The 18,137-nt window shown below is 61.8% G+C and carries 19 protein-coding genes; 10 read left to right on the top strand and 9 right to left on the bottom strand.

Translation table 11 applies throughout. The features are described 5' to 3' along the window. Positions 1 to 46 precede the first annotated feature (46 nt). The 5 genes from NMP03_RS09390 to NMP03_RS09410 all read left to right on the top strand — a co-directional run bounded on the left by NMP03_RS09390 (position 47) and on the right by NMP03_RS09410 (position 3,841). Positions 47 to 1,012, top strand: a complete 966-nt coding sequence (locus tag NMP03_RS09390) for a glycosyltransferase (protein ID WP_256505103.1) — start codon at positions 47 to 49, stop codon at positions 1,010 to 1,012. After that, positions 1,009 to 2,028: an acyl-CoA dehydrogenase gene (locus tag NMP03_RS09395; protein WP_256505105.1), complete on the top strand. Its 1,020-nt coding sequence runs from the start codon at positions 1,009 to 1,011 to the stop codon at positions 2,026 to 2,028. Before NMP03_RS09390 ends, NMP03_RS09395 begins: the two co-directional genes overlap by 4 nt. Then, the gene (locus NMP03_RS09400; RefSeq protein ID WP_256505107.1) at positions 2,025 to 2,678 is read left to right on the top strand and encodes a PIG-L deacetylase family protein; all 654 of its coding nucleotides are present in this window, start codon (positions 2,025 to 2,027) and stop codon (positions 2,676 to 2,678) included. The genes NMP03_RS09395 and NMP03_RS09400 overlap by 4 nt, the downstream gene beginning before the upstream one ends. Then, complete coding sequence (locus NMP03_RS09405; RefSeq protein WP_256505108.1) at positions 2,675 to 3,259, top strand: class I SAM-dependent methyltransferase; 585 nt, start codon at positions 2,675 to 2,677, stop codon at positions 3,257 to 3,259. The genes NMP03_RS09400 and NMP03_RS09405 overlap by 4 nt, the downstream gene beginning before the upstream one ends. A gap of 135 nt (positions 3,260 to 3,394) precedes the next feature. Then, on the top strand, positions 3,395 to 3,841 hold the full coding sequence (locus NMP03_RS09410) for a PA2169 family four-helix-bundle protein (protein WP_256505109.1): 447 nt from the start codon (positions 3,395 to 3,397) through the stop codon (positions 3,839 to 3,841). 87 nt (positions 3,842 to 3,928) lie between these two features. On the opposite strand, the gene NMP03_RS09415 is transcribed toward NMP03_RS09410, so the two are convergent. Next, entirely contained in the window at positions 3,929 to 4,123 is a 195-nt protein-coding gene (locus tag NMP03_RS09415) for a hypothetical protein (RefSeq protein WP_256505110.1), read from the bottom strand. Between the two features lie 299 nt (positions 4,124 to 4,422). Between NMP03_RS09415 and NMP03_RS09420 the strand changes: the two genes are divergently transcribed. Beyond that, positions 4,423 to 4,719, top strand: coding sequence for an HU family DNA-binding protein (locus NMP03_RS09420; RefSeq protein WP_256505111.1), 297 nt, complete (start codon positions 4,423 to 4,425; stop codon positions 4,717 to 4,719). Between the two features lie 122 nt (positions 4,720 to 4,841). Here the strand turns inward: NMP03_RS09420 and NMP03_RS09425 are convergent, their stop codons facing one another. Together NMP03_RS09425 and NMP03_RS09430 are read right to left on the bottom strand one after the other, a co-directional pair. Continuing rightward, positions 4,842 to 6,326 (bottom strand): carboxylesterase/lipase family protein, encoded by a 1,485-nt coding sequence (locus NMP03_RS09425; RefSeq protein ID WP_256505113.1) that lies wholly within the window; start codon positions 6,324 to 6,326, stop codon positions 4,842 to 4,844. Then, on the bottom strand, positions 6,326 to 7,987 hold the full coding sequence (locus NMP03_RS09430; RefSeq protein WP_256505114.1) for a carboxylesterase/lipase family protein: 1,662 nt from the start codon (positions 7,985 to 7,987) through the stop codon (positions 6,326 to 6,328). The genes NMP03_RS09425 and NMP03_RS09430 overlap by 1 nt, the downstream gene beginning before the upstream one ends. A gap of 110 nt (positions 7,988 to 8,097) precedes the next feature. On the opposite strand from NMP03_RS09430, the gene NMP03_RS09435 reads away from it, so the two are divergent. After that, on the top strand, positions 8,098 to 8,238 hold the full coding sequence (locus tag NMP03_RS09435; protein WP_256505115.1) for a hypothetical protein: 141 nt from the start codon (positions 8,098 to 8,100) through the stop codon (positions 8,236 to 8,238). A 45-nt stretch (positions 8,239 to 8,283) separates the two neighbouring features. Here the strand turns inward: NMP03_RS09435 and NMP03_RS09440 are convergent, their stop codons facing one another. From NMP03_RS09440 to NMP03_RS09455, 4 genes are all read right to left on the bottom strand, one after another. Further along, positions 8,284 to 9,213 carry a hypothetical protein gene (locus NMP03_RS09440; protein ID WP_256505116.1) on the bottom strand — a complete coding sequence of 310 codons (930 nt, stop codon included), beginning with the start codon at positions 9,211 to 9,213 and terminating at the stop codon, positions 8,284 to 8,286. Continuing rightward, entirely contained in the window at positions 9,210 to 11,708 is a 2,499-nt protein-coding gene (locus tag NMP03_RS09445) for a fimbria/pilus outer membrane usher protein (protein ID WP_256505117.1), read from the bottom strand. The genes NMP03_RS09440 and NMP03_RS09445 overlap by 4 nt, the downstream gene beginning before the upstream one ends. A gap of 95 nt (positions 11,709 to 11,803) precedes the next feature. Beyond that, positions 11,804 to 12,562 (bottom strand): fimbria/pilus periplasmic chaperone, encoded by a 759-nt coding sequence (locus NMP03_RS09450; protein ID WP_256505118.1) that lies wholly within the window; start codon positions 12,560 to 12,562, stop codon positions 11,804 to 11,806. 92 nt (positions 12,563 to 12,654) lie between these two features. Continuing rightward, a complete protein-coding gene (locus NMP03_RS09455; protein WP_256505119.1) occupies positions 12,655 to 13,182 on the bottom strand; it encodes a hypothetical protein in 528 nt (175 codons plus the stop codon). 500 nt (positions 13,183 to 13,682) lie between these two features. Between NMP03_RS09455 and NMP03_RS09460 the strand changes: the two genes are divergently transcribed. Beyond that, positions 13,683 to 14,387, top strand: a complete 705-nt coding sequence (locus tag NMP03_RS09460; RefSeq protein WP_256505120.1) for a response regulator transcription factor — start codon at positions 13,683 to 13,685, stop codon at positions 14,385 to 14,387. Between the two features lie 1,067 nt (positions 14,388 to 15,454). Here the strand turns inward: NMP03_RS09460 and NMP03_RS09465 are convergent. Both NMP03_RS09465 and NMP03_RS09470 read right to left on the bottom strand, forming a co-directional pair. Further along, entirely contained in the window at positions 15,455 to 15,787 is a 333-nt protein-coding gene (locus NMP03_RS09465; RefSeq protein ID WP_256505121.1) for a DUF6481 family protein, read from the bottom strand. 122 nt (positions 15,788 to 15,909) lie between these two features. Beyond that, on the bottom strand, positions 15,910 to 16,665 hold the full coding sequence (locus NMP03_RS09470) for a competence/damage-inducible protein A (RefSeq protein ID WP_256508083.1): 756 nt from the start codon (positions 16,663 to 16,665) through the stop codon (positions 15,910 to 15,912). A 64-nt stretch (positions 16,666 to 16,729) separates the two neighbouring features. Here NMP03_RS09470 and map point away from each other — a divergent pair, with 64 nt between their 5' ends. Then, positions 16,730 to 17,557 carry a type I methionyl aminopeptidase gene (map, locus tag NMP03_RS09475; protein WP_256505123.1) on the top strand — a complete coding sequence of 276 codons (828 nt, stop codon included), beginning with the start codon at positions 16,730 to 16,732 and terminating at the stop codon, positions 17,555 to 17,557. A 160-nt stretch (positions 17,558 to 17,717) separates the two neighbouring features. Then, positions 17,718 to 18,056 carry a P-II family nitrogen regulator gene (locus NMP03_RS09480; RefSeq protein WP_256505124.1) on the top strand — a complete coding sequence of 113 codons (339 nt, stop codon included), beginning with the start codon at positions 17,718 to 17,720 and terminating at the stop codon, positions 18,054 to 18,056. Positions 18,057 to 18,137 lie beyond the last annotated feature (81 nt).

Below are 18,137 nucleotides of genomic sequence, written 5' to 3' on the forward strand. Positions count from 1 at the left end.
ACCGGTATCGATCGTAGTTTGCGTCCCCGCCAGGAACGAAGCCGCCTTGCTTCCTCGGCTTCTCGACGCGCTCTCGGCCCAACGAGATGCACCAGCGTTTGTCCTGTGCCTGCTGCTCGACAGCTGCACTGATGCCAGCGAGGCGATCGTCCGTTTGCGCGCGGGCTCGCTGCCGTTCGCCACGACTATCTCGACGACATTTTCCGAAACGCCGAATGCCGGGCTCGCGCGGCGAAGGGCGATGGAAATCGGCCTCTCGGTGGTAACCGGCGAACATCCGCTGATCATCTCTACCGACGCCGATACAGTGCCCGACCCGGAATGGTTGTCGGCCAATCGCGCCGCGCTCGAAATCGCAGACATTGCGGCCGGCTCGGTCGAGCGCATCGGTGGTGAGGCCTGCCCCACGCAGGACCGGATCGAGGCCTATTACGACGCGCTCTATGCGTTGCGGCGCGCCTTCGATCCGGTGCCGTGGGAGGCGGCAAAGACGCATCATTACACAAGCGCCGCCAGCCTGGCCTTTCGCGCCGACGCCTATGGCGCGCTCGGCGGATTCGCGCCGATCGGGCATGGTGAAGACGGGAAGATCATCGATGCGGCGCATCGCGTGGGGCTGCGCGTCAGGCACGACGCCGCGATCCGCGTGCGGACCTCGGCACGGCGCGACGGGCGCGCGGTGGGCGGGCTGGCCGAGCATCTCCGCCGACTCGATGCCGATGGCGGCGAACCCCTCGTCGCGCATCCCGAGGACGCCGCCTGGCGCTATCGCCGATACGCCGCGGCGCGACACGCATGGGACAATATGGCCGCCGCCCGGCTTGCGCTCGCGGTGCTGCTCGCGTGCGAAGTCGCGCATATCGACCGGGTTGCCGCCGACGTAGAAAACGCGCAGGCGTTCGCGACTCGCGTCGTTCCCGACGTGCCGGGCGGCGAGCGGCAGGTTCCCCTCGCCGATGCCGAGGTGGCCTTGGCGCGGCTATGCGTGCCCGATCAGGTGCTGGCTGCATGACCGACCCCACATCGCTCGGCGCTGTCTTGGCGCGCTATGAAGCGGATTCGGTCGATCAGCTTCCCGCAGCGCTGGCGGCGTTGCATCGCTTGCTGCCGGTGCGCGGCGATCCCGCGACGCCCGAGGATCTGCTGGCGTTGCTGCGGATGCTGCATGCGATCGCCCGCCGCGACCTGCCGCTGGCGCGATTGTTCGAAGGCCATGTCGACGCGCTGCAGATCATCGCCCGCTACGACCCAGCGATTGTGCAGGGCGCCGAAGCCGCAGCGGCACGGAGCGGGATCTTCGGCGTATGGAATGCGGCCCTCCCCGACGAGCCGCTGCGCGTCGTCGACGGAAAGCTGCACGGCGGCAAGAGCTTCGCCTCGGGCGCCGGCGTGCTGACCCACGCGCTGGCCGGCGCCGACACCGTCGACGGCAATCGGCTGGTGCTGATCGATCTCGCAGCGTCGCGGCCGGCGATCGACCGATCGCGGTGGCAGGTGGTGGGCATGCAACGGTCCGAATCGCACGTGGTTCGGTGGGACGGCGCACCGCCGGCCAGTTTCGGCTTCGTCGGCGATCCCGGCGATTACGCCCGCGAGCCCTTCTTCAGCGGCGGGGCGCTTCGCTTCGTCGCGTGTCACGCCGGCGGCGTCGCGGCGCTGTTTGACCATGTACGTGACCATCTGCTCACCACCGAGCGTGCCGAAGATCCGCACCAGGCGGGGCGGCTGGCCGAACTCTATACCGCCGCCGAATCGGCCGCTGCCGCAATCAGGACCGCAGCCGCCGCCTGGGGGCAGCCGGGGTTCGTCGATCACGTTGCCGCCGCGCGAATGATCGTCACCGCCTGTGCCGAACGCGCGATCCTCACCGCGCAAACGGCGGTGGGAGTCGGCGGCATGTTCATCACGCATCCGCTGTCGGCGGCGCTCACCGACCTGATGGTCTATATCCGCCAGCCGATGCCCGATGCCCAGCGGATGCGCGTCGGCAAGGCTGCTGCGGGCGGCTTGCTGGACCCCGGCTTGTGAAACCCCTGTCGATCGCGCGCGTGCGCAGCGCACTGGTCGTCGCCCCGCATGCCGATGACGAGACGATCGGTGCCTATGGCCTGATCCGCGCGCTGACGGGACGAGGCGCGCGCGTGACGGTCGCGGTGGTCACCGACGGCGCGGGGTCGCACCCCAACAGCATCCGCTGGCGGCGACCGCGGCTGGTGGCGGCGCGGCGTCGTGAAACGCTCGAAGCGATGCACCGCATCGGGGTGCCGGCGGGACGCGTCGTCTTCCTCGGCCTGCCCGATGGCGCATTGCCGGCGTTGGCCGTTCCCTTGCGACGGACCTTGGCGCGGCTGGTCCGGCGACATCGCGAGCTCGACTTGCTGATCGGCCCGGCGCGCGACGACGACCATCCCGATCACCGCGCGATCGCCCAAGGGCTGCCGCAAACGGGCGCACGGCGGCTGGAATATCTGGTCTGGCCCAACCGCCAGTCGGCATCGGCGGCAGCGACGCATTGGCTTCGCTTGGGCGGACTGGCGGCCGCCAAGCGCGGCGCGATCGGTCGCTATCGCACCCAGACTGGGACTATCACCGACGATCCCGGCGGCTTCACGATGTCACGCCAGGAACGCGCCCGCTTCGCAAGGCCGGTCGAGCTTTTCCGGGACCGCAGGGTTTGAGCCCGATCGATCTCGCCGGTTTCGATGCGAAGTTCAGCGGCAACGACGACCCCTGGTCGACCTTCACCGACCGCGACGAAGCCCGCAAACGCCGCGCGATCCTGCGCGGTATCGGCGGCCAAAAGGTCGGGCGCGTGCTCGAACTCGCCGCGGGGAACGGATCGAACAGCGCAGCGCTTGCCCGCCTAGCGCTGCGCCTGGACGCGACCGAAGGCACGCCGAGCGGCGTCAAGCTGGTTGCCCGCGCGGTGGCCGGCAACCGCCGCGTCCGCGTTTCACGCCTCGTCCTGCCGGGCCGTTTTCCCCGCGCGACCTATGACGCGGTCGTGATCGCCGAAATGCTGTATTATCTGAGCCCTCGCGACATGGCCGCGGTCGCGCGCGCCGTCGCCGCCGCGCTGCGGCCCGGCGGTCGCCTCATACTGGCGCATCACCGCGTCGATTATCCCGATTTCGTCCAACACGCCGCCCACATCCATCGCCGCTTCCTGGCCGCGAGCGGCGTGGCTTGGCGGCTTGGTGGCGGGCTACGCAATGGGCGGTGGCGGGTGCAGACCTACTGCAGCGGTCCAAGCACATGAGCATGAACCGCATTCTGAAAGGCCGCTGGCCGAGTTGGTGGGATCCCGACAGCTGCGCGACGAGCCTTCGAACCGGAAGCGAGGGACCTTATCGCGAGGCAATCGTTGTGCAGGCTCAACCACTCGGAGCTAGCCATGAACCAAGTAAACGAAGTGTCGCTTCTGAACGGCCTCATCAAGACGACGCTCGACAGCATGAAGGGGTATGAGGAAGCTGCAAAGGATGCGGAGAGCACCCAATATGCAACGATGTTCGCAGAATTCGCTCGCGACCGCGCGCAGGTTGCGACCGAGCTGCAGGGGCAGGTCCGCACACTTGGTGGCGAGCCGGAAATGGATTCCAGCATGCTTGGCGCTGCGCACCGCACATTCATGAACCTGAAAGAGGCTATCACCGGCCACGATGACAGGGCGATCATCGAGGAGGTCGAGCGGGGCGAAGACCACATCAAGGCCAAGTTCGAAGAAGCGATGGCCGATAGCGAACTGTCACCCACCACTCGTGCTGCCATCACTGCGGGATATGCATCGGTTCGGGAAGGCCACGACAAAATGAGCACGCTAAAGCACGGGATGGCGTAGGTAGCGGGGTGCGGCCGATATCATCGGGGGGCCCCCCCCCCCCCCCCCCCCACCTCCGACACGCCTGGGCATAGATCTTAGGTAGCTTCAGACGGGCGGTGAATGATCGGGAGCACTTTTTCCTGCGTCCAAATCGCGACCCACGTTGCGTTCCTGCTTGCCATCCATCGAGTGGGCATTCGAGCGTTTTCGCATAAACCAGGCTAGCGCTATACAAGCTGCCAGCAATACCCCGATCAGCGTCATTAAGTTCAGCGACGATAGAAAATCTACACGCGACATAGAGGCGTCCTTCTTTCATCCCCGCCAATGTTGAACAGCGCGTATCATTGCGGATATTTCCCTTGAAAGATCCGCCTGCTCTTGAACGTAATGCAGCTTCGCCTTTGTCGCCCAAGAAAGCTTATGTGGCTTACAGGTTAACACACATCAACATTGCAGACATTTCAATTTGTCGGCCCAAGGGTTTCACGGCCGGCCCACTGTCGCTTCATATTTGGCGACCCATTCGCTGTCGCTGGCGGCCTAGCTCGCTCGCCGATCGCTAATGTCTTCGCGGTTTTAACTGCAGGATGACTAGCATGAATATGACCGAGCTGACCAAAGCCGTTGCGGAGTCGACCGGTTCGAGCGACGCTGACGCAAAGCGCGCAATCACCCCCGTTTTCGATCAAATTACCAGCGCAGCTGCAAAGGGCGACGAGGTTCCGATCCCGGGCTTTGGCACGTTCAGCGTAAAGGACCGTCCAGAACGCCAGGGCCGCAATCCCTCGAACGGTGAAGCTATCACCATCGCGGCATCGAAGAACCTTGCGTTCAAGCCGGTGAAGGGCCTCAAGGATAAGCTCGGAGCCATTGGCGCCGGTGGGATAACGTGAGCGCGCGTCATTTGGTCTGGAATTCGCCCACGTAATTCACCTGTCGCTTGCAAACGCGTCGGCAGGCTTGACCCAATATTCGGAAGTCCAAAGCAGTCCTCGCGCTTCCCAGAAGCGGTCGTTCATTCAGGCGCTGCGGTAGCGCCACCCGCCGCCATAGCCGATCGCTTTTGACTGGCGTCGATCTCCGCACCCCACGGATCGCGCGCCGCAACCGCGGTTCCCGCAGTTGTAAAGTCCATGAGCATATCCGCGGCCGCGTCATATGCCGGCCAGGCGGTCAGGCCCACGCCGTTAGGATCCCCCCATTTGGCGAAATTGACGACATAGGCGCTGATCGTCTTGCCCGTCGCGATGTCCTTCGGCGTGGTCTCGTCGCCATATTTGATCGCCGTGGTGTCGAAGAAGAACGGGATCTCGCTGGCGTGCTGCGCGCCTGGCTGGCCGACCGAGTCCGCCACGTACGAGAAGCGATAATGCCACACCGGCACCCCTTGCGCCGCGATCTTGGCCGCGGCGCTGCGCGCGCCGGCGATCATGAAGCCGGACTTGCCGCCCATGTCGGCGCTGGTCGCGCCGATCAACATCGGCACCTTGGTGAAGTTCCCCGATCGGTAGGCGGCGTCGTGATCGACGACGATCCGACCGTCGCGGAACGGGCCGCTGAAGGTTCGGGGGCCTGGCTTGGGTTGGAACAACTGCACCATGCTCAGCCCGTCGGTAACCTGGTCCGCGCTGAGCGCACGCAGCTTGGTCAGCGTCTGCGGGTCCTGCGGTGCGATCCCCTTGCTTTGTGCGAAATCGGCGTAGATTTGTTCGACATCGCCAAGCGCGGGGGTCGCAGGTGCCTCGGCATTGCCCCCCGACATCACGACCGCCTTATGGAACAGGCCCTTCGCCAAGGGCGTGGTGACGAGGGCATGGACCGACATGCCGCCCGCGCTTTCGCCCATGATCGTCACGTTCGCCGGGTCGCCGCCCAGCGCGGCGATGTTGCGCTGGACCCATTTGAGCGCAGCGATCTGATCGAGGAAGCCGTAATTGCCGATCAGCCCGGCATCGGGGTCTTCCTTGGTCAGCTGCGGCAGCGCGAAGCTGCCGAAGCGTCCGACGCGATAGTTGAAGCTGACGAACACCACCCCTTGCCGCGCCAAATTTTCCCCCGAATAGGTCGGGGGCGAGGCACCGCCGTTCACGAAGCCGCCGCCATAGATCCAGACGATTACGGGCAACTTCCCCTTGGCCGTCGCGGGCTTCCAGACATTGGCATAGAGGCAATCTTCGGCGGGCGTCGTCCCGAGCGGCGCGGCATCGCCGCCGAACGGGACCTGCATGCAATCGCTGCTATACGCCTTGGCCTCGCGCACGCCGCTCCATTTCGCCGCGGGTTGCGGCGCGCGCCACCGCAGCGGGCCGATCGGCGGCGCGGCGAAGGGAACGCCCTTCCAGGTGAGCACGCCATCGGCCTCGACCCCCGCAAGCCGCCCGGTATCGATCGATACAATGGCAGGGGTGCGCTGCGCCTGCGCGGTTCCTGGCAGCACAAGCGCGGCGGTGATCATCAGTCGAGCGAGCATCGCGGTCTCCGAAAAACATGGCCTGGTCATCAAGCGCGCAACAATATTCGGCGCGATCCGCCTTCGGGATCGTCGACCATGCGGGGTTGGTCATCGAACACCATCGTCTGGCAACGCACTGGGTCGCTCGGGCTCCAGTCCAGCCCCGGCTGGCTGGGATTGCCCGTCCGCGCGAAGGTGGCCCAGGCGCCGGCCATCGTGCGCGCCAGCCGCTGCGCCGCAGGGGTATCTCCCGTGCACTGTTCGCAGCGCGCGGTGTTGTCGAAGCAAAAGGCGAGGTCGGCGGTATGCCACGCACCCGCCACCCCATCGAGCTGCGGCGACTGCCATTGGAACAGATACTGGTACACCGGTGCCCCGCCCTGCGCATGTTTGAGGCGCACCATGTCCTGCACCCGGTTGCGATAGGCGATGCTCTGCACCCCGTACGACAGCGTGCGAACCGCCTTTTCGGGATGCGCTTTCTTCATCGAGTCGATCAGCGCGTCGGCCTTCGCCGCGCCGAGTTGATCGGTCAGGTCCTTGCGCCACTCGGCTTCGATGGGGTTCGAGCCCCATCGCATGCCCTCTTCGCTCGTATTGCCGATCAGCATTGGCACATCGCGCGACACCTCGGGCGCCACATCGGCGAACGACCGGACGTCGATTACCTTGCCGTCGAGCGTCGGCCCCCAGCCCACCCGCGGCGTTGGCGGCGGCCCGCCCAGCCTGCGCACCATCGGTCCGTTGATCTCGCCCGCAACAATGTTGCTTGCGGTCGAGAGATCGGCCCATGCGATCTTCTGGAGCGCCGCGATGTCGTTGGCGGCGATGCCGAGATGCTTGACCAGCCGCCGCGAATATTCGCGCGACTGCTGCGCCGTCGGCAGCGCCCCGCCGCCACCCGATTGCACCGCCGCGCGATGGATCAACCCTTTTCCAGATTGCATGCCGAGCAGCGTGGTGACCTTCGAGCCGCCGCCCGACTGGCCATAGATCATCACCTTGTCGGGATCCCCGCCGAACGCGGCAATGTTTTCCTGCACCCAGCGGAGCGCCGCTACGCAATCGGTCATGCTGACATTGACCGACTCCTCATAGGCCGAACCACCCACCTCGACGAGGTCGAGGAACCCCAGCACGTTCAGCCGATGGTTGATCGACACCTGCACCACGTCGTGATGCCGTGCCATCTGGGCCCCGTCGTGCGACGCCAGCTCGTACGATGATCCGAAGGCAAAACCGCCGCCGTGGAAATACACCATCACCGGGCGATTGCCGCTGAGCGAAGGGGTCCAGACGTTCAGCTTGAGCATGTCCTCGCCCTGGAAGCCGTCGTCCCATTGCTGCAGGAACGTATGCTCGACCGCGCGGAAATTATGCGTCGTCTGCGGGCTGTTCGCACCATAGACGAGCGCGTTGTACGGCTCGGTCCAGGGCTTAGGCGGCTTGGCGGGCAGCCAGCGGTTTTCCCCGCCGGTATCCTGGCCATAGGGGATGCTCTTGAAGGTGAACACGTCGCCGGCGACATAGCCGCGCACCGGACCATATCGCGTTTTCGCAATCGCGCTGTGCGGCGTCGTGCTGCCGTGCGCGGGGCCGCGCGGCGGGAGCTGGATGCTCTGCGCACGCGCGGGGGGTAGCGCTAGGCCGGCACCTGCCGCCATCGATGCGATCAGTGCACGCCGCCGGTCTATCAGCGGTCCGGCCATGTCTTGCTCTCCTATTGCCGCCTCATCTCGGACGCTAACCAAGCAAAGCGTAAAAGCGGCTATCCACTGCGTCAATACTCATACAAGATGCGCGAAAGGTCGGGAGAATAATGTATGCCTATTGGGCATTTTGCGGCGTGCGGGTGCTGGCCCGCAGCGGCATGCCGGCCGCAGCGCAGGATGCCGTGCACGCGCGTGGCGGTACACCGGTCTCGGTCGATCTTGCCGATCGCCCCGCCCGCATCAGCTGAAACCGTTTCACGTTCCACCGAAATCCAAGGACTAAGTTACCTTTATCAATCTGCCCGAAACGTCACAGTCACCATATCGGAATAGTACCCGGCCCCAGCATGTTGCTGCGGGCCGACGACAAAGTCTAACGGCACGGACATTTCATTCTGACCGAACACAGCCAGCGATTGCCATCCTGTGCCGGTCAGATCGACCGGGACTCCCGCCAGCGCGACGTCATATTTAATCGGGGGCGCACCGGCAGAATGCTTGAGGGCGCCGTTATTTGCCGATTCGAACCGTGCCGTCACGTTCGCATTGCTGCGGATCGCAAAGGTGACAGTGTGGCGCGATCCTTGGGTGAGATCACCCAAGTCGACGGTTAAGTCTTTGACCCCCGGGCCGGCATCGGGGCTTTCCACTTTTAACACTGACGCCACCGGAACCGCGATACCCACGCTCCCTTCGTCGGCCAGCTCTGGTCCATTGTCGTCCCTGAAGAGCCGAATGACCGCCTGTCCCTGATAGCTCCCCCCGCGTACGAATTGACCCGCCGGCACAGAAACATAGAGCGGGATTGAGACCGCGGATGCACCAGTCCTGAAAGCACCAGCGATACGGCTCAGCTGATTGCCTGCGAAATCGGGAGACAACACGGACGGCCCATTGGGGTCACGTAACAGATCAAATCGTAGCCGGTCCTGCGGTCCCGCCAGAAAATTCTCCCCGCCTGTCGTTAACCATGATGCAGTTATGAAGTAGCGGCACCCTGCGCCTTCGTGCCGAATGGTGATGGGTACAACCTCGAACTCGTCGCCTTGGTCGAAAACTTCGTAGCCACGGCCGTAGAGCCCTCGCCATTCCACGTCATTTTCCACCCTCATTTCTAATCGACATTCTGCATCGTCGGGCAGGTCTTGAGCAACTGCCATGCCCGGGGAGAATGTTATGGTGCCGGCCGCGCACCAGAAGGCGGCAAAACGATCGAGGATCACGGCTGATCTCCTTTGCGCGCAGGCATTTCTAGGTCGAGTGGAACGGGCTGTTCAATCCGATGGATGCCTACTGTTTCCGAAGGTACGCTAACGGTGGTGCGGGCGACGATATCACCCGCGGAAATCGTGATTTCATAAGAAGTACCTTGAGCAACGTTTTCAAGAAAGAAACGTCCGCTGCCGTTCGTAAATATGAGCAACGGCTCGTCCTTCTCTCCCGCTCCCACTTTACGCGCCTGTCCCGACGCAAAACTGACAGGCTTGCCGACCTTATCGACCAGTGTTCCGATGAGGGAGGCGTTGTTATCGCTACCCACGAGGAGCTTGAAGCCACTGCGATATCCCGGGCGTACGACGAAGATCTGACCGCCAACAGAGGTCCCGGCGGGTGCAGACGGCGCATCCACCTGGATGGTACGATCAAAATAGGCTGGAAGATTGGGGATGACCGCAGGCCCTAGGGTACCACTGTATGCGGTGTACCGGGTCGTAGTGGAGCCAAACCCCTGACGCGGCTCTACCGCTAGTTGATAATCGGCCGCACCAGATGCAAGATCGACCAAGGCAAAGCTGTTACTGATGGGGCGCCCGATCGCAAATGCTCCGTCGGCCATGACAATTGACGAACCGAATGACAGGCCAGTTCGAAGATCATTTTGTCCGCTTTGACCCGTGGAGCGGGTCAAGTCTGCCGCGGCCTCGAAACGATTTCCGATATAGCTCATCCGCGCGAACTGCCTGTCAAAGTCGTCTCGATGCTCGGCACCCGCACTCATACCGATGGCCCCGACACCCAAGGCGGCCAATCGATTATATTCTACGCGTGAAGCATTATTCTGCGAGGTGTAGCTGGCATTGAGAGCTCCGCGACCCAACGGCACCGACAGGGATGCCCGGACAACCGGCCCTGTTTCCTCAGGACTTTTCTGATATTCGCCACCAATAGCAAGCGACCCCCAAGGGAATTGATACGAAATATTGGTGCCGACATAGTAACGACTTCCAAAACCCCTAACTTCTTCATATCCGCCATAACCTTGCATTCGTGTTCGCTGGTTGATCATTTGCCCAGCTCGAAGCGATGCAGAGGTTGTGATTAGGTTGCTTCCGAAAATCCCATTTAGCGAACGATAATCCTCACCCGTCACGGTAAGCAGGGCATCGATTGCCCGACCTCTTTGGGCATCCGCATCTCGCCAGGCATATTGGAGGGCAACGCGACTGCTAGAAAGTCCGGGATTGTTGGCATTCGTCCCGATATTGAGAGCAATCGATCCTATGGGAGATGCCCAGATGCCTTCAGCACCAACGAGATTGAATTGGCGATCGCCTTCGATATTCGCACCGATCGTCAGCGTGTCGCTCAATCCATAACGAACATAGCCAAGTAGGTTATAGTTCCCGCTATCATAGACCCTGCCCCGATCATCGTCTCGATAGGGAACGCCAAGGTTCAACGCAAAGTCGATCAACCCCGGGCTTAGCAGCTCGATGTCATAAAACGCAGGAAAGGAAATGATCTTTACTTCACCAGTAGCGTAGGTAATCCGCAGCTCGATATCGTTGGCAGCCGATGGAACAAGCGGAAAATCTCGCAAACTGAACCTGCCCGCTGGAAGGTCGAAGCTGCGGGCGGGAACGCCGTTGAGAACAATTTCAACTCTGGCAGGCCGATCGAGCTCAAAGCCCCGCTCAGAGATAGGCCTGATATTACGGTAGGGATCAATCGGGTACTCACGATAGGCTGAGATTCCAGCCATTCTAGGGGCTAGCTGGAAGGGTCGAGTACCCACGCTGAGGTCGCCCAACTCGTATCGGATCAAGCGGCTGACATCGTCATAGGTCAAACGGATATCCCCGCGAGACCAGCGGTTCCGGCGGCGCTCATCATACCGAAACCGAGCTTGGGCGGCCACACCAAACAGATTCGCCCCTAGATCGATATCAGCCGCTTTGCCGCTAACCCCCCGATCCCGCGTCGTCGTTTGGGCGATAACATCGACACCTGCTCGGAATGAGGCATAGGCTGAAACGACAGCCTGATCGGCGTAATCGATATCCTGACGACGCCGCGCAGTTCTCAGGATCAGTTCGCGGACATTTCGCAAGCTGGACGGTACACGAATACGAAGCACCAATTGTCCTGGATCGAATGTCACATCCAATCCGAGCGATCGCAAATCTTGAAACGCAACGGTTGGCTTTTGCGAAACAGATCTGAGCTTCGCGGCCAATTCGGGTAGCGCTATGGGTAAGAGTGCGTTGCGGACCAAGCCGGCGTCGATGCTGCCGTCGTCGCTTGTCCCTGGGGTTATCCGATAATCGCCGACGTTGATATCATCAACGAGCACAGAGTATTCACCCGCGGCCGGCGCTGGACGGTCCGTGCCGAAAACCTGGCGAAACAATGCGTCGGTATCTTGGTTATCGGTAACCTGAGACACCTCCTGATCCGATGGTTTTGAGGTATCGGTCGCCACGAGCGGTGCAGTCACCTCGCGTCGCATTGCGTACGCCTGGGAAGCGCAGCTTATTATTAGACCCGCCGCTGCCATCGGCATCTGAAGGGATATGTGCACGGCATATCCCTTTAGAGCGTCGTATACTTGGTTTGCAGCTGTCCCTGTAGCGCCCCCGTCTCAAGACCATCTGGCGCGGGAATACGCACAACACGTTCCACGCCGGGCAGGATGTTAAGCCCAGCCAAGGGTTTGACTTGATCACCTGTCAAATTGAGGATTCGGCCAGTGGCCGTGGTCAGTTGGAGCGAAGGCTGGTCGAGAATGGCTCGGAGCGTGCCATCCGAACGGATCCGCACCTCTAGAGAAGCCGCACCACCGGCTTCAGCAACTCTCGTGACTGACGTTAAAGAGGCTGATGGCGTCGCCCCCTTGGGAACCACATAAAGCGCTGCCTCATAACGGTATTTCATCGTCACATCGGCGACGCGGCCGTTTGACTCCGCGCGTTTGAACTTGATCGGGAGCTGGTTTGTCACGATTCGATAGGAAAGCTCGTGCTTTGGAGCTGGATCCCCGACCCACTGGACCTTAAAGCTTTGGCTGGTTTTCGGCGGAATCACCATTTGGGGCGGATAAATGACGATATCGTCATCCTCTGGCGTAAGCACATCCTCTCCATCAGCTAGTTGTTTCCGCCCGTAGGCGCGCACTTCGATAGCGATCGGGACTTCGTGCGAATTGGTGATCATCATGGCTTGGCTTGAACCAGGGCCAGAAGGCGCCAGCTGGAAGACGATTGGCTTAAGGTCGTAAGCACCCACATGGGCGGTTGTCGCGATCGCAGCTACTACAACAAATGATCGTGTGATTTTCATACGTGTCGACATGGCAGCCCCCCAATCTGGTACCTGATTATAGTTGCCCTGGGTCGGGAAGACGCGTTCCTCCCGACCCAGGACAACCTCTATGCGAGGGGTGCTTAGAGGTTGGCTTTAAGAGTAATCGTCAGCTCGTCCTCGTACGTTCCCGCGACGGCATATTCAGCCAGGCTGTCGAACGAAAGATCGAGATTGCCGGTGCGAGTGCCGCCATTCAGCAGGATGTTGGTCCAGTCGTTGTCGGTGACAATAACCACGGGGGCCGCCTGCATCGATGCAGAATTGGTGCTGGTGGCACCAATGCCCAGACCCAGGAAGCTGGCTTCCACGTCATAATCGATGTTGACAGCGCCAGCGCTCTCCACATGCCGCATGCCGCCGTTCTGCGACTGCAGTGACACGGTATAGGGCGAGTTGCAGGAATAAAGGACGGTGAGCACGCCCTGATTGCCGGTTTCCAGCATATCGACGCTGTAGGAGCCGCTGCCTTCGGGCACCAGTTCACAATTGCTCGCGACCGACCCAGAAAGGGCAATCGCATAGCTTTCGGAATCCTGTGCCATTGCTGGAGTCGCCGCAAGCATAAGCGAGCCGACTGCAACACTGGCGAGTTTTGCGATGGTCTTCATAATCTGTCTCCTGTTGGCTCTTCCGTGACAGGACCCCCAAACACGCGCAGGCGACCAACCATATTTCTGCTTCATGCTATCGTGTCCCGTCAGCCAATTTACCGAAATCATGGGATAGCGGTGGCACGCACTAGGGTGCTTCGGGCATCAGTCAGTTGACCAGAAAGTGCCGATCGCCAACGCAAGTAGAAATATGGAATCGCGCTTTTGATATTGCGATTTTGCGATTGCGCTTTCGAGCTTGAACCGACACTTTAGGGTTGGTTCATTTTGGATTGAATTTACGTTTCTTTTACCTATTGTTCAGCCGCTCGGGTCCGAGTCGCATTGCGTATCTGTGATCGGTAACAAATGGTTTTCGTCGCTTGGCAAGCGGGACAAAAGGGAACACCCTTCACCCGAATTAATAGCCGCCAAAGCGTCACTTTTGCGTTTTCGCAAAGTCACCCGCTTGTTTTTGATCACTATGGTTTTGACGGTTCAGATCAAACGAGGGTGTCATGTGCAAGCCGCTATCTGTGGTCCTAGTTTGTCAGGGTTCACTGTTCTGCGAAATGATCGGTAAAGCCCTAAAGGCGGAAGGGATCACTTTATCGGCATCGACACGAAATTTTCAGGTGGCGGCCAAGACAGTCATCAATTCGGCCGACGTCGGCATTTACGTGGACACCCACCAGTCCGCTGATGGTGAGCAGCTAGCTGCCATGGCCGCGAATATTCCGGTTGCAAACTGGATCGTCATGCATGACGAAAACGATAGCGATTTCTATTCGGCAATGGCCGCTCGCGGCAAGCCGGTCTGCAGCGTTCCTACCGATCTTTCTTGCGAAGCTTTGGGTCATCTCGTGGCCTTGGCGGCTGAGGTTCCCAGGATCTGCATCGGAGAGCAAAACAGAATGATTCAATACCGGTCGCGCAGCAAAGCCATCTTAACCGCAAAGCTTGATCATGGTCAGAAGGAATTGCTGCGGTTGATTTCCCAGGGCATGTCCAACAAGGAAATTGCGCGCGGCATAGCTTGCACCGAAAATACCGTTAAGATGCGCGTACGTGCATTGCTGACGAAGCTTGGTGTGGCAAACCGTACACAGGCGGGAGTGCTTGCGGCCTGGGCCGAATTCACGGGGTGTTCTGAGTCGAGCGAGACTCAAGCGTCGGGATTGTATCGGCGCCGGAAGGACGACCAGGCGTCACTGTTCAATTGAGCACATTATTGGTGACGAAGATCACATCCACTGTAGTGGCAACCCTGGTGATGCGGGATGCAATCTTACAAATCTGGACGCTGTCGCCTCTGGGAAGGAAGTATCGGCCGATTCAGATCGATAGTGGCAAATTGGCAATGTGTTGCTGACGCAATTTCAATTTCCTAACCTTCATCCAACACCGACGAATGGCGGCTTCCGGGATCGGATCGCAACCTGGAAAACGGCCAATGACTAGGCGAGTAGCAGCCATCTCGTCGCAGGTGAACGAACGGCCAGAAAGGCGATCGCTCACTCCAAAGCAAACGGTCCGCGCTCCACCCCATTCCGCCGCTTGGAATACCTCAAAGGCACTGCAAGCCATAATGTGTCTGCTAAAATGTAGCTTTGCGGTCGAGCGAGCAAAATACCGCTCCGAAGCCAGTGGGTTAGGCGCAGATCAGGGCTCCCCTCCTAGCACCGGGTTCCTGTTCGCGGACCGGCATCAACGGATGCGGAAAATCGAATGCATTAGCCATGCTCGGCATGCCTTTTACGATCGTGCGCTAGCTGCTGCTCTGCTTGGCACGCCGTTTATGCCTGGCGCTGCGCATCGAAACAGTAGGGAGTATGACCACCTATCAGCCGGCACGGAAGTGATTTCGTGCGTTACCGGATACGCAGAAGCCAGGCGTCGAACTCGACCTGCGAGCAAGCTGGGGGCCATATTGGGGGCTTCTCATAATCTTTGAACCTAAACTTCCCCTTCCTTGTCAAGTATTTGGTGAAGTTTATGCGATTCCCTTCACCCGCTCCATCCTGCGATGCGCTCAGGCCGACGGAGCTTTGCCGCCCGCTGCGCCAAGCCCAACGGCAATTGCGCCTGCAAACACCTCCCGCTCAGCCTATCGGCGAATAATACCGCAGCAGCAGGCCAGCCCTGGGTCCGACGGTCCGAGGCGCGGCGCCGATGAGCGGCACCGGGATGGCAATGGCGCGTGTCTTGCGCCGTTGGCGATCAGAACGACGATCTCGCCGGTTCGGCGACGAACGGGTGGGCGGCTATGCACCCGCCCCCTCGCCTGCCCTTATTTGCGCTGCTTGCGCGCAGCGTAGCGCGCGTCGCGCGCCGCCTTCTTGTCGATTTCGGCCTGTTCGGCGTCCTTGGCGGCCTGTTCGATCGCGGCTTCGGCTTCGGCAGCCTTGGCGATCTTGTCGGCTTCGGCGGCTTCCTTGGCGGCGATCTTTTCGCGCTGGCGCTCGGCGGCGGCGGCTTCGCGGCGTTCGGCGGCAGCAAGGCGCTCGGCAACCACGGCCGGATCCATCGGCGGCTTGGCGCGCAGCTTTTCGAGCGCCTTTTCCTTGGCCTGCTTCGACAGGGCCTGGCGCTCTTGGAAATCGGGGGCTTTGTACGCACTCATGAGGGGCAATTCACTCCGTTGGTTCGAGGCCGCGCGCCGAGGATTCGAGCCGCGCTGGCGTCGAGCCGCGCCGCCCTAGGGCAATTCGGCAGCAATGTCGCCCCCACGCTGCGGGCAATTCATCAGATTCCATCGGGCGCGATCGTCCGGCCCTGGGCTTCGATCCGCGTGGTCAGGTCGACGATGCAGCCGTCGACCACCCCGGCATCGGTGGCGCGCACCACGAAATTGGCACCGACCTTGCCCTCGCGGAAGAAGGGATAGCTGCCGATCGACACGCCGTCATGCGCCGCCTCGACCGTGCGCAGCAGCTCGGCGACCTCGCTTTCGGCGACCCAGCAGCCGATCGTCCGGCTCACCACCGGGAGGCCGCCCTCGAGCGTGCCGGTGAGCGAATCGAGCATCTGCGCGGCGATGTGCGGCACGCCGGCGAGGATGAAGAGATCGCCGAAGCGAATTCCCGGCGCGCCCGACATCGCGTTGGCGATCAGCTCGGCTCCTTGCGGCACACGCGCCATCCGCAGCCGCGCATCGGTGATGCCGCCGCGATCGGCGTAATGCGCCTCGAGCATCGCGCGCGCCTCGGGATGGACCACCACCGGCACCCCCAATGCCTGCGCGATCGCGTCGACGGTGATGTCGTCATGCGTCGGGCCGATGCCGCCGGTGGTGAAGCAATAATCGCAGCGGCTGCGCAGCGCATCGACCGCCTCGCCGATCGCCGCGGCGGTATCGCCGACGACGCGCACCTCGGCCAGCCGGATACCCTGCACATTCAGCCAGCTCGCCAGCTGCGCGACATTCTTGTCCTGCGTGCGGCCCGAGAGAATCTCGTCGCCGATCACCACCAGCCCTGCGGTCCAGATGCGTTCGCCCATGGCATCGCGCATAGCCCAGCCGCCTCCCCTCGCAAAGTCGGGCTTTGGGCGTTATGTGATGCGCATGACCGATTATGTAACCGTCGCGCCCGACGCGCCGTTGTCGCGCGATGGCGCGATCCATCTGTACGGCCCCGATGCGTTCGAGGGGATGCGTCCCGCCGGGCGGCTCGCCGCCGAAATCCTCGATTCGATCGTGCCGCTGATGGTGCCCGGCGCGCTCACCCGCGACATCGACGATGCTATCCGCGTCCAGATGCTCGCGGCGAGCGCGGTCCCCGCGACGCTCGGCTATCGCGGTTACACGCATAGCAGCTGCATCTCGATCAACCATGTCGTGTGCCACGGCATCCCGTCGGAGCGGACGCTGAAGGACGGCGACATCGTCAATGTCGACGTCACCCCGTTGCTCAATGGCTGGCATGGCGATTCGAGCCGGATGTACCTGATCGGCGATGTGCCGCTGAAGGCGCGGCGGCTGGTCGATGTGACCTATGAATGCCTGATGCTGGGGATCGAACAGGCGCGCCCGGGCAATCACATGGGCGACGTCGCGCACGCGATCCAGCGCCATGCCGAGCAGCATCGCTATGGCGTGGTGCGCGATTTCTGCGGCCATGGCGTCGGGCGGCTGTTCCACGACGCCCCCGAGGTCGTCCATGTCGGCCGCCCCGGCACCGGCCCCGAACTGCGCCCCGGCATGATCTTCACGATCGAACCGATGATCAATATCGGCCGCGCCGATGTGAAATTGCTCGACGATGGCTGGACCGCGGTGACCCGCGACCGCAGCCTCTCGGCGCAGTTCGAGCATACGATCGCGATCACCGAGACGGGGTGCGAGATCTTCACGCTGAGCCCGGCGGGGATGCACCAGCCGCCCTACGTCTGAACCGACCGGTCCAACTGCCTGCTTAGCGAGCAACGGGCGCCCGATGCCCGCTTTTGCGGCACCCGATTGGCCTTGCGCTTTGGCATTCAGCGAGCGAAAATCGTGCTTGTCGGCGTTGGCACGATTTTTGAAACCGCCTCGGCGAGATTTGGGGGAAAGCGTGAAAAAGATCGAAGCCATCATCAAGCCGTTCAAGCTCGATGAGGTGAAGGAGGCGCTGCACGACGTCGGCGTGTCGGGCATCACCGTGACGGAGGCCAAGGGCTTCGGCCGGCAGAAGGGCCACACCGAACTGTATCGCGGCGCCGAATATGTCGTCGATTTCCTGCCGAAGGTGAAGCTCGAGGTGATCGTCGAGGATAGCCTGGCCGACCGCGTGGTCGAGGCGATCGCCGCGGCGGCGCAGACCGGGCGGATCGGCGACGGCAAGATCTTCGTCAGCCATGTCGAGACCGCGCTGCGCATCCGCACCGGCGAGCGCAACGAAGACGCGATCTAGACCCACTGCGATTTGACGCGACGCAGCATCCTGTGAAAAGGAGAGCGCCGCGAAACATCCTTGCGCGACTCGTGCGCGCGA

The sequence above is a fragment of the Sphingomonas qomolangmaensis genome, assembly GCF_024496245.1.
Classification (GTDB): Bacteria; Pseudomonadota; Alphaproteobacteria; order Sphingomonadales; family Sphingomonadaceae; genus Sphingomonas; species Sphingomonas qomolangmaensis.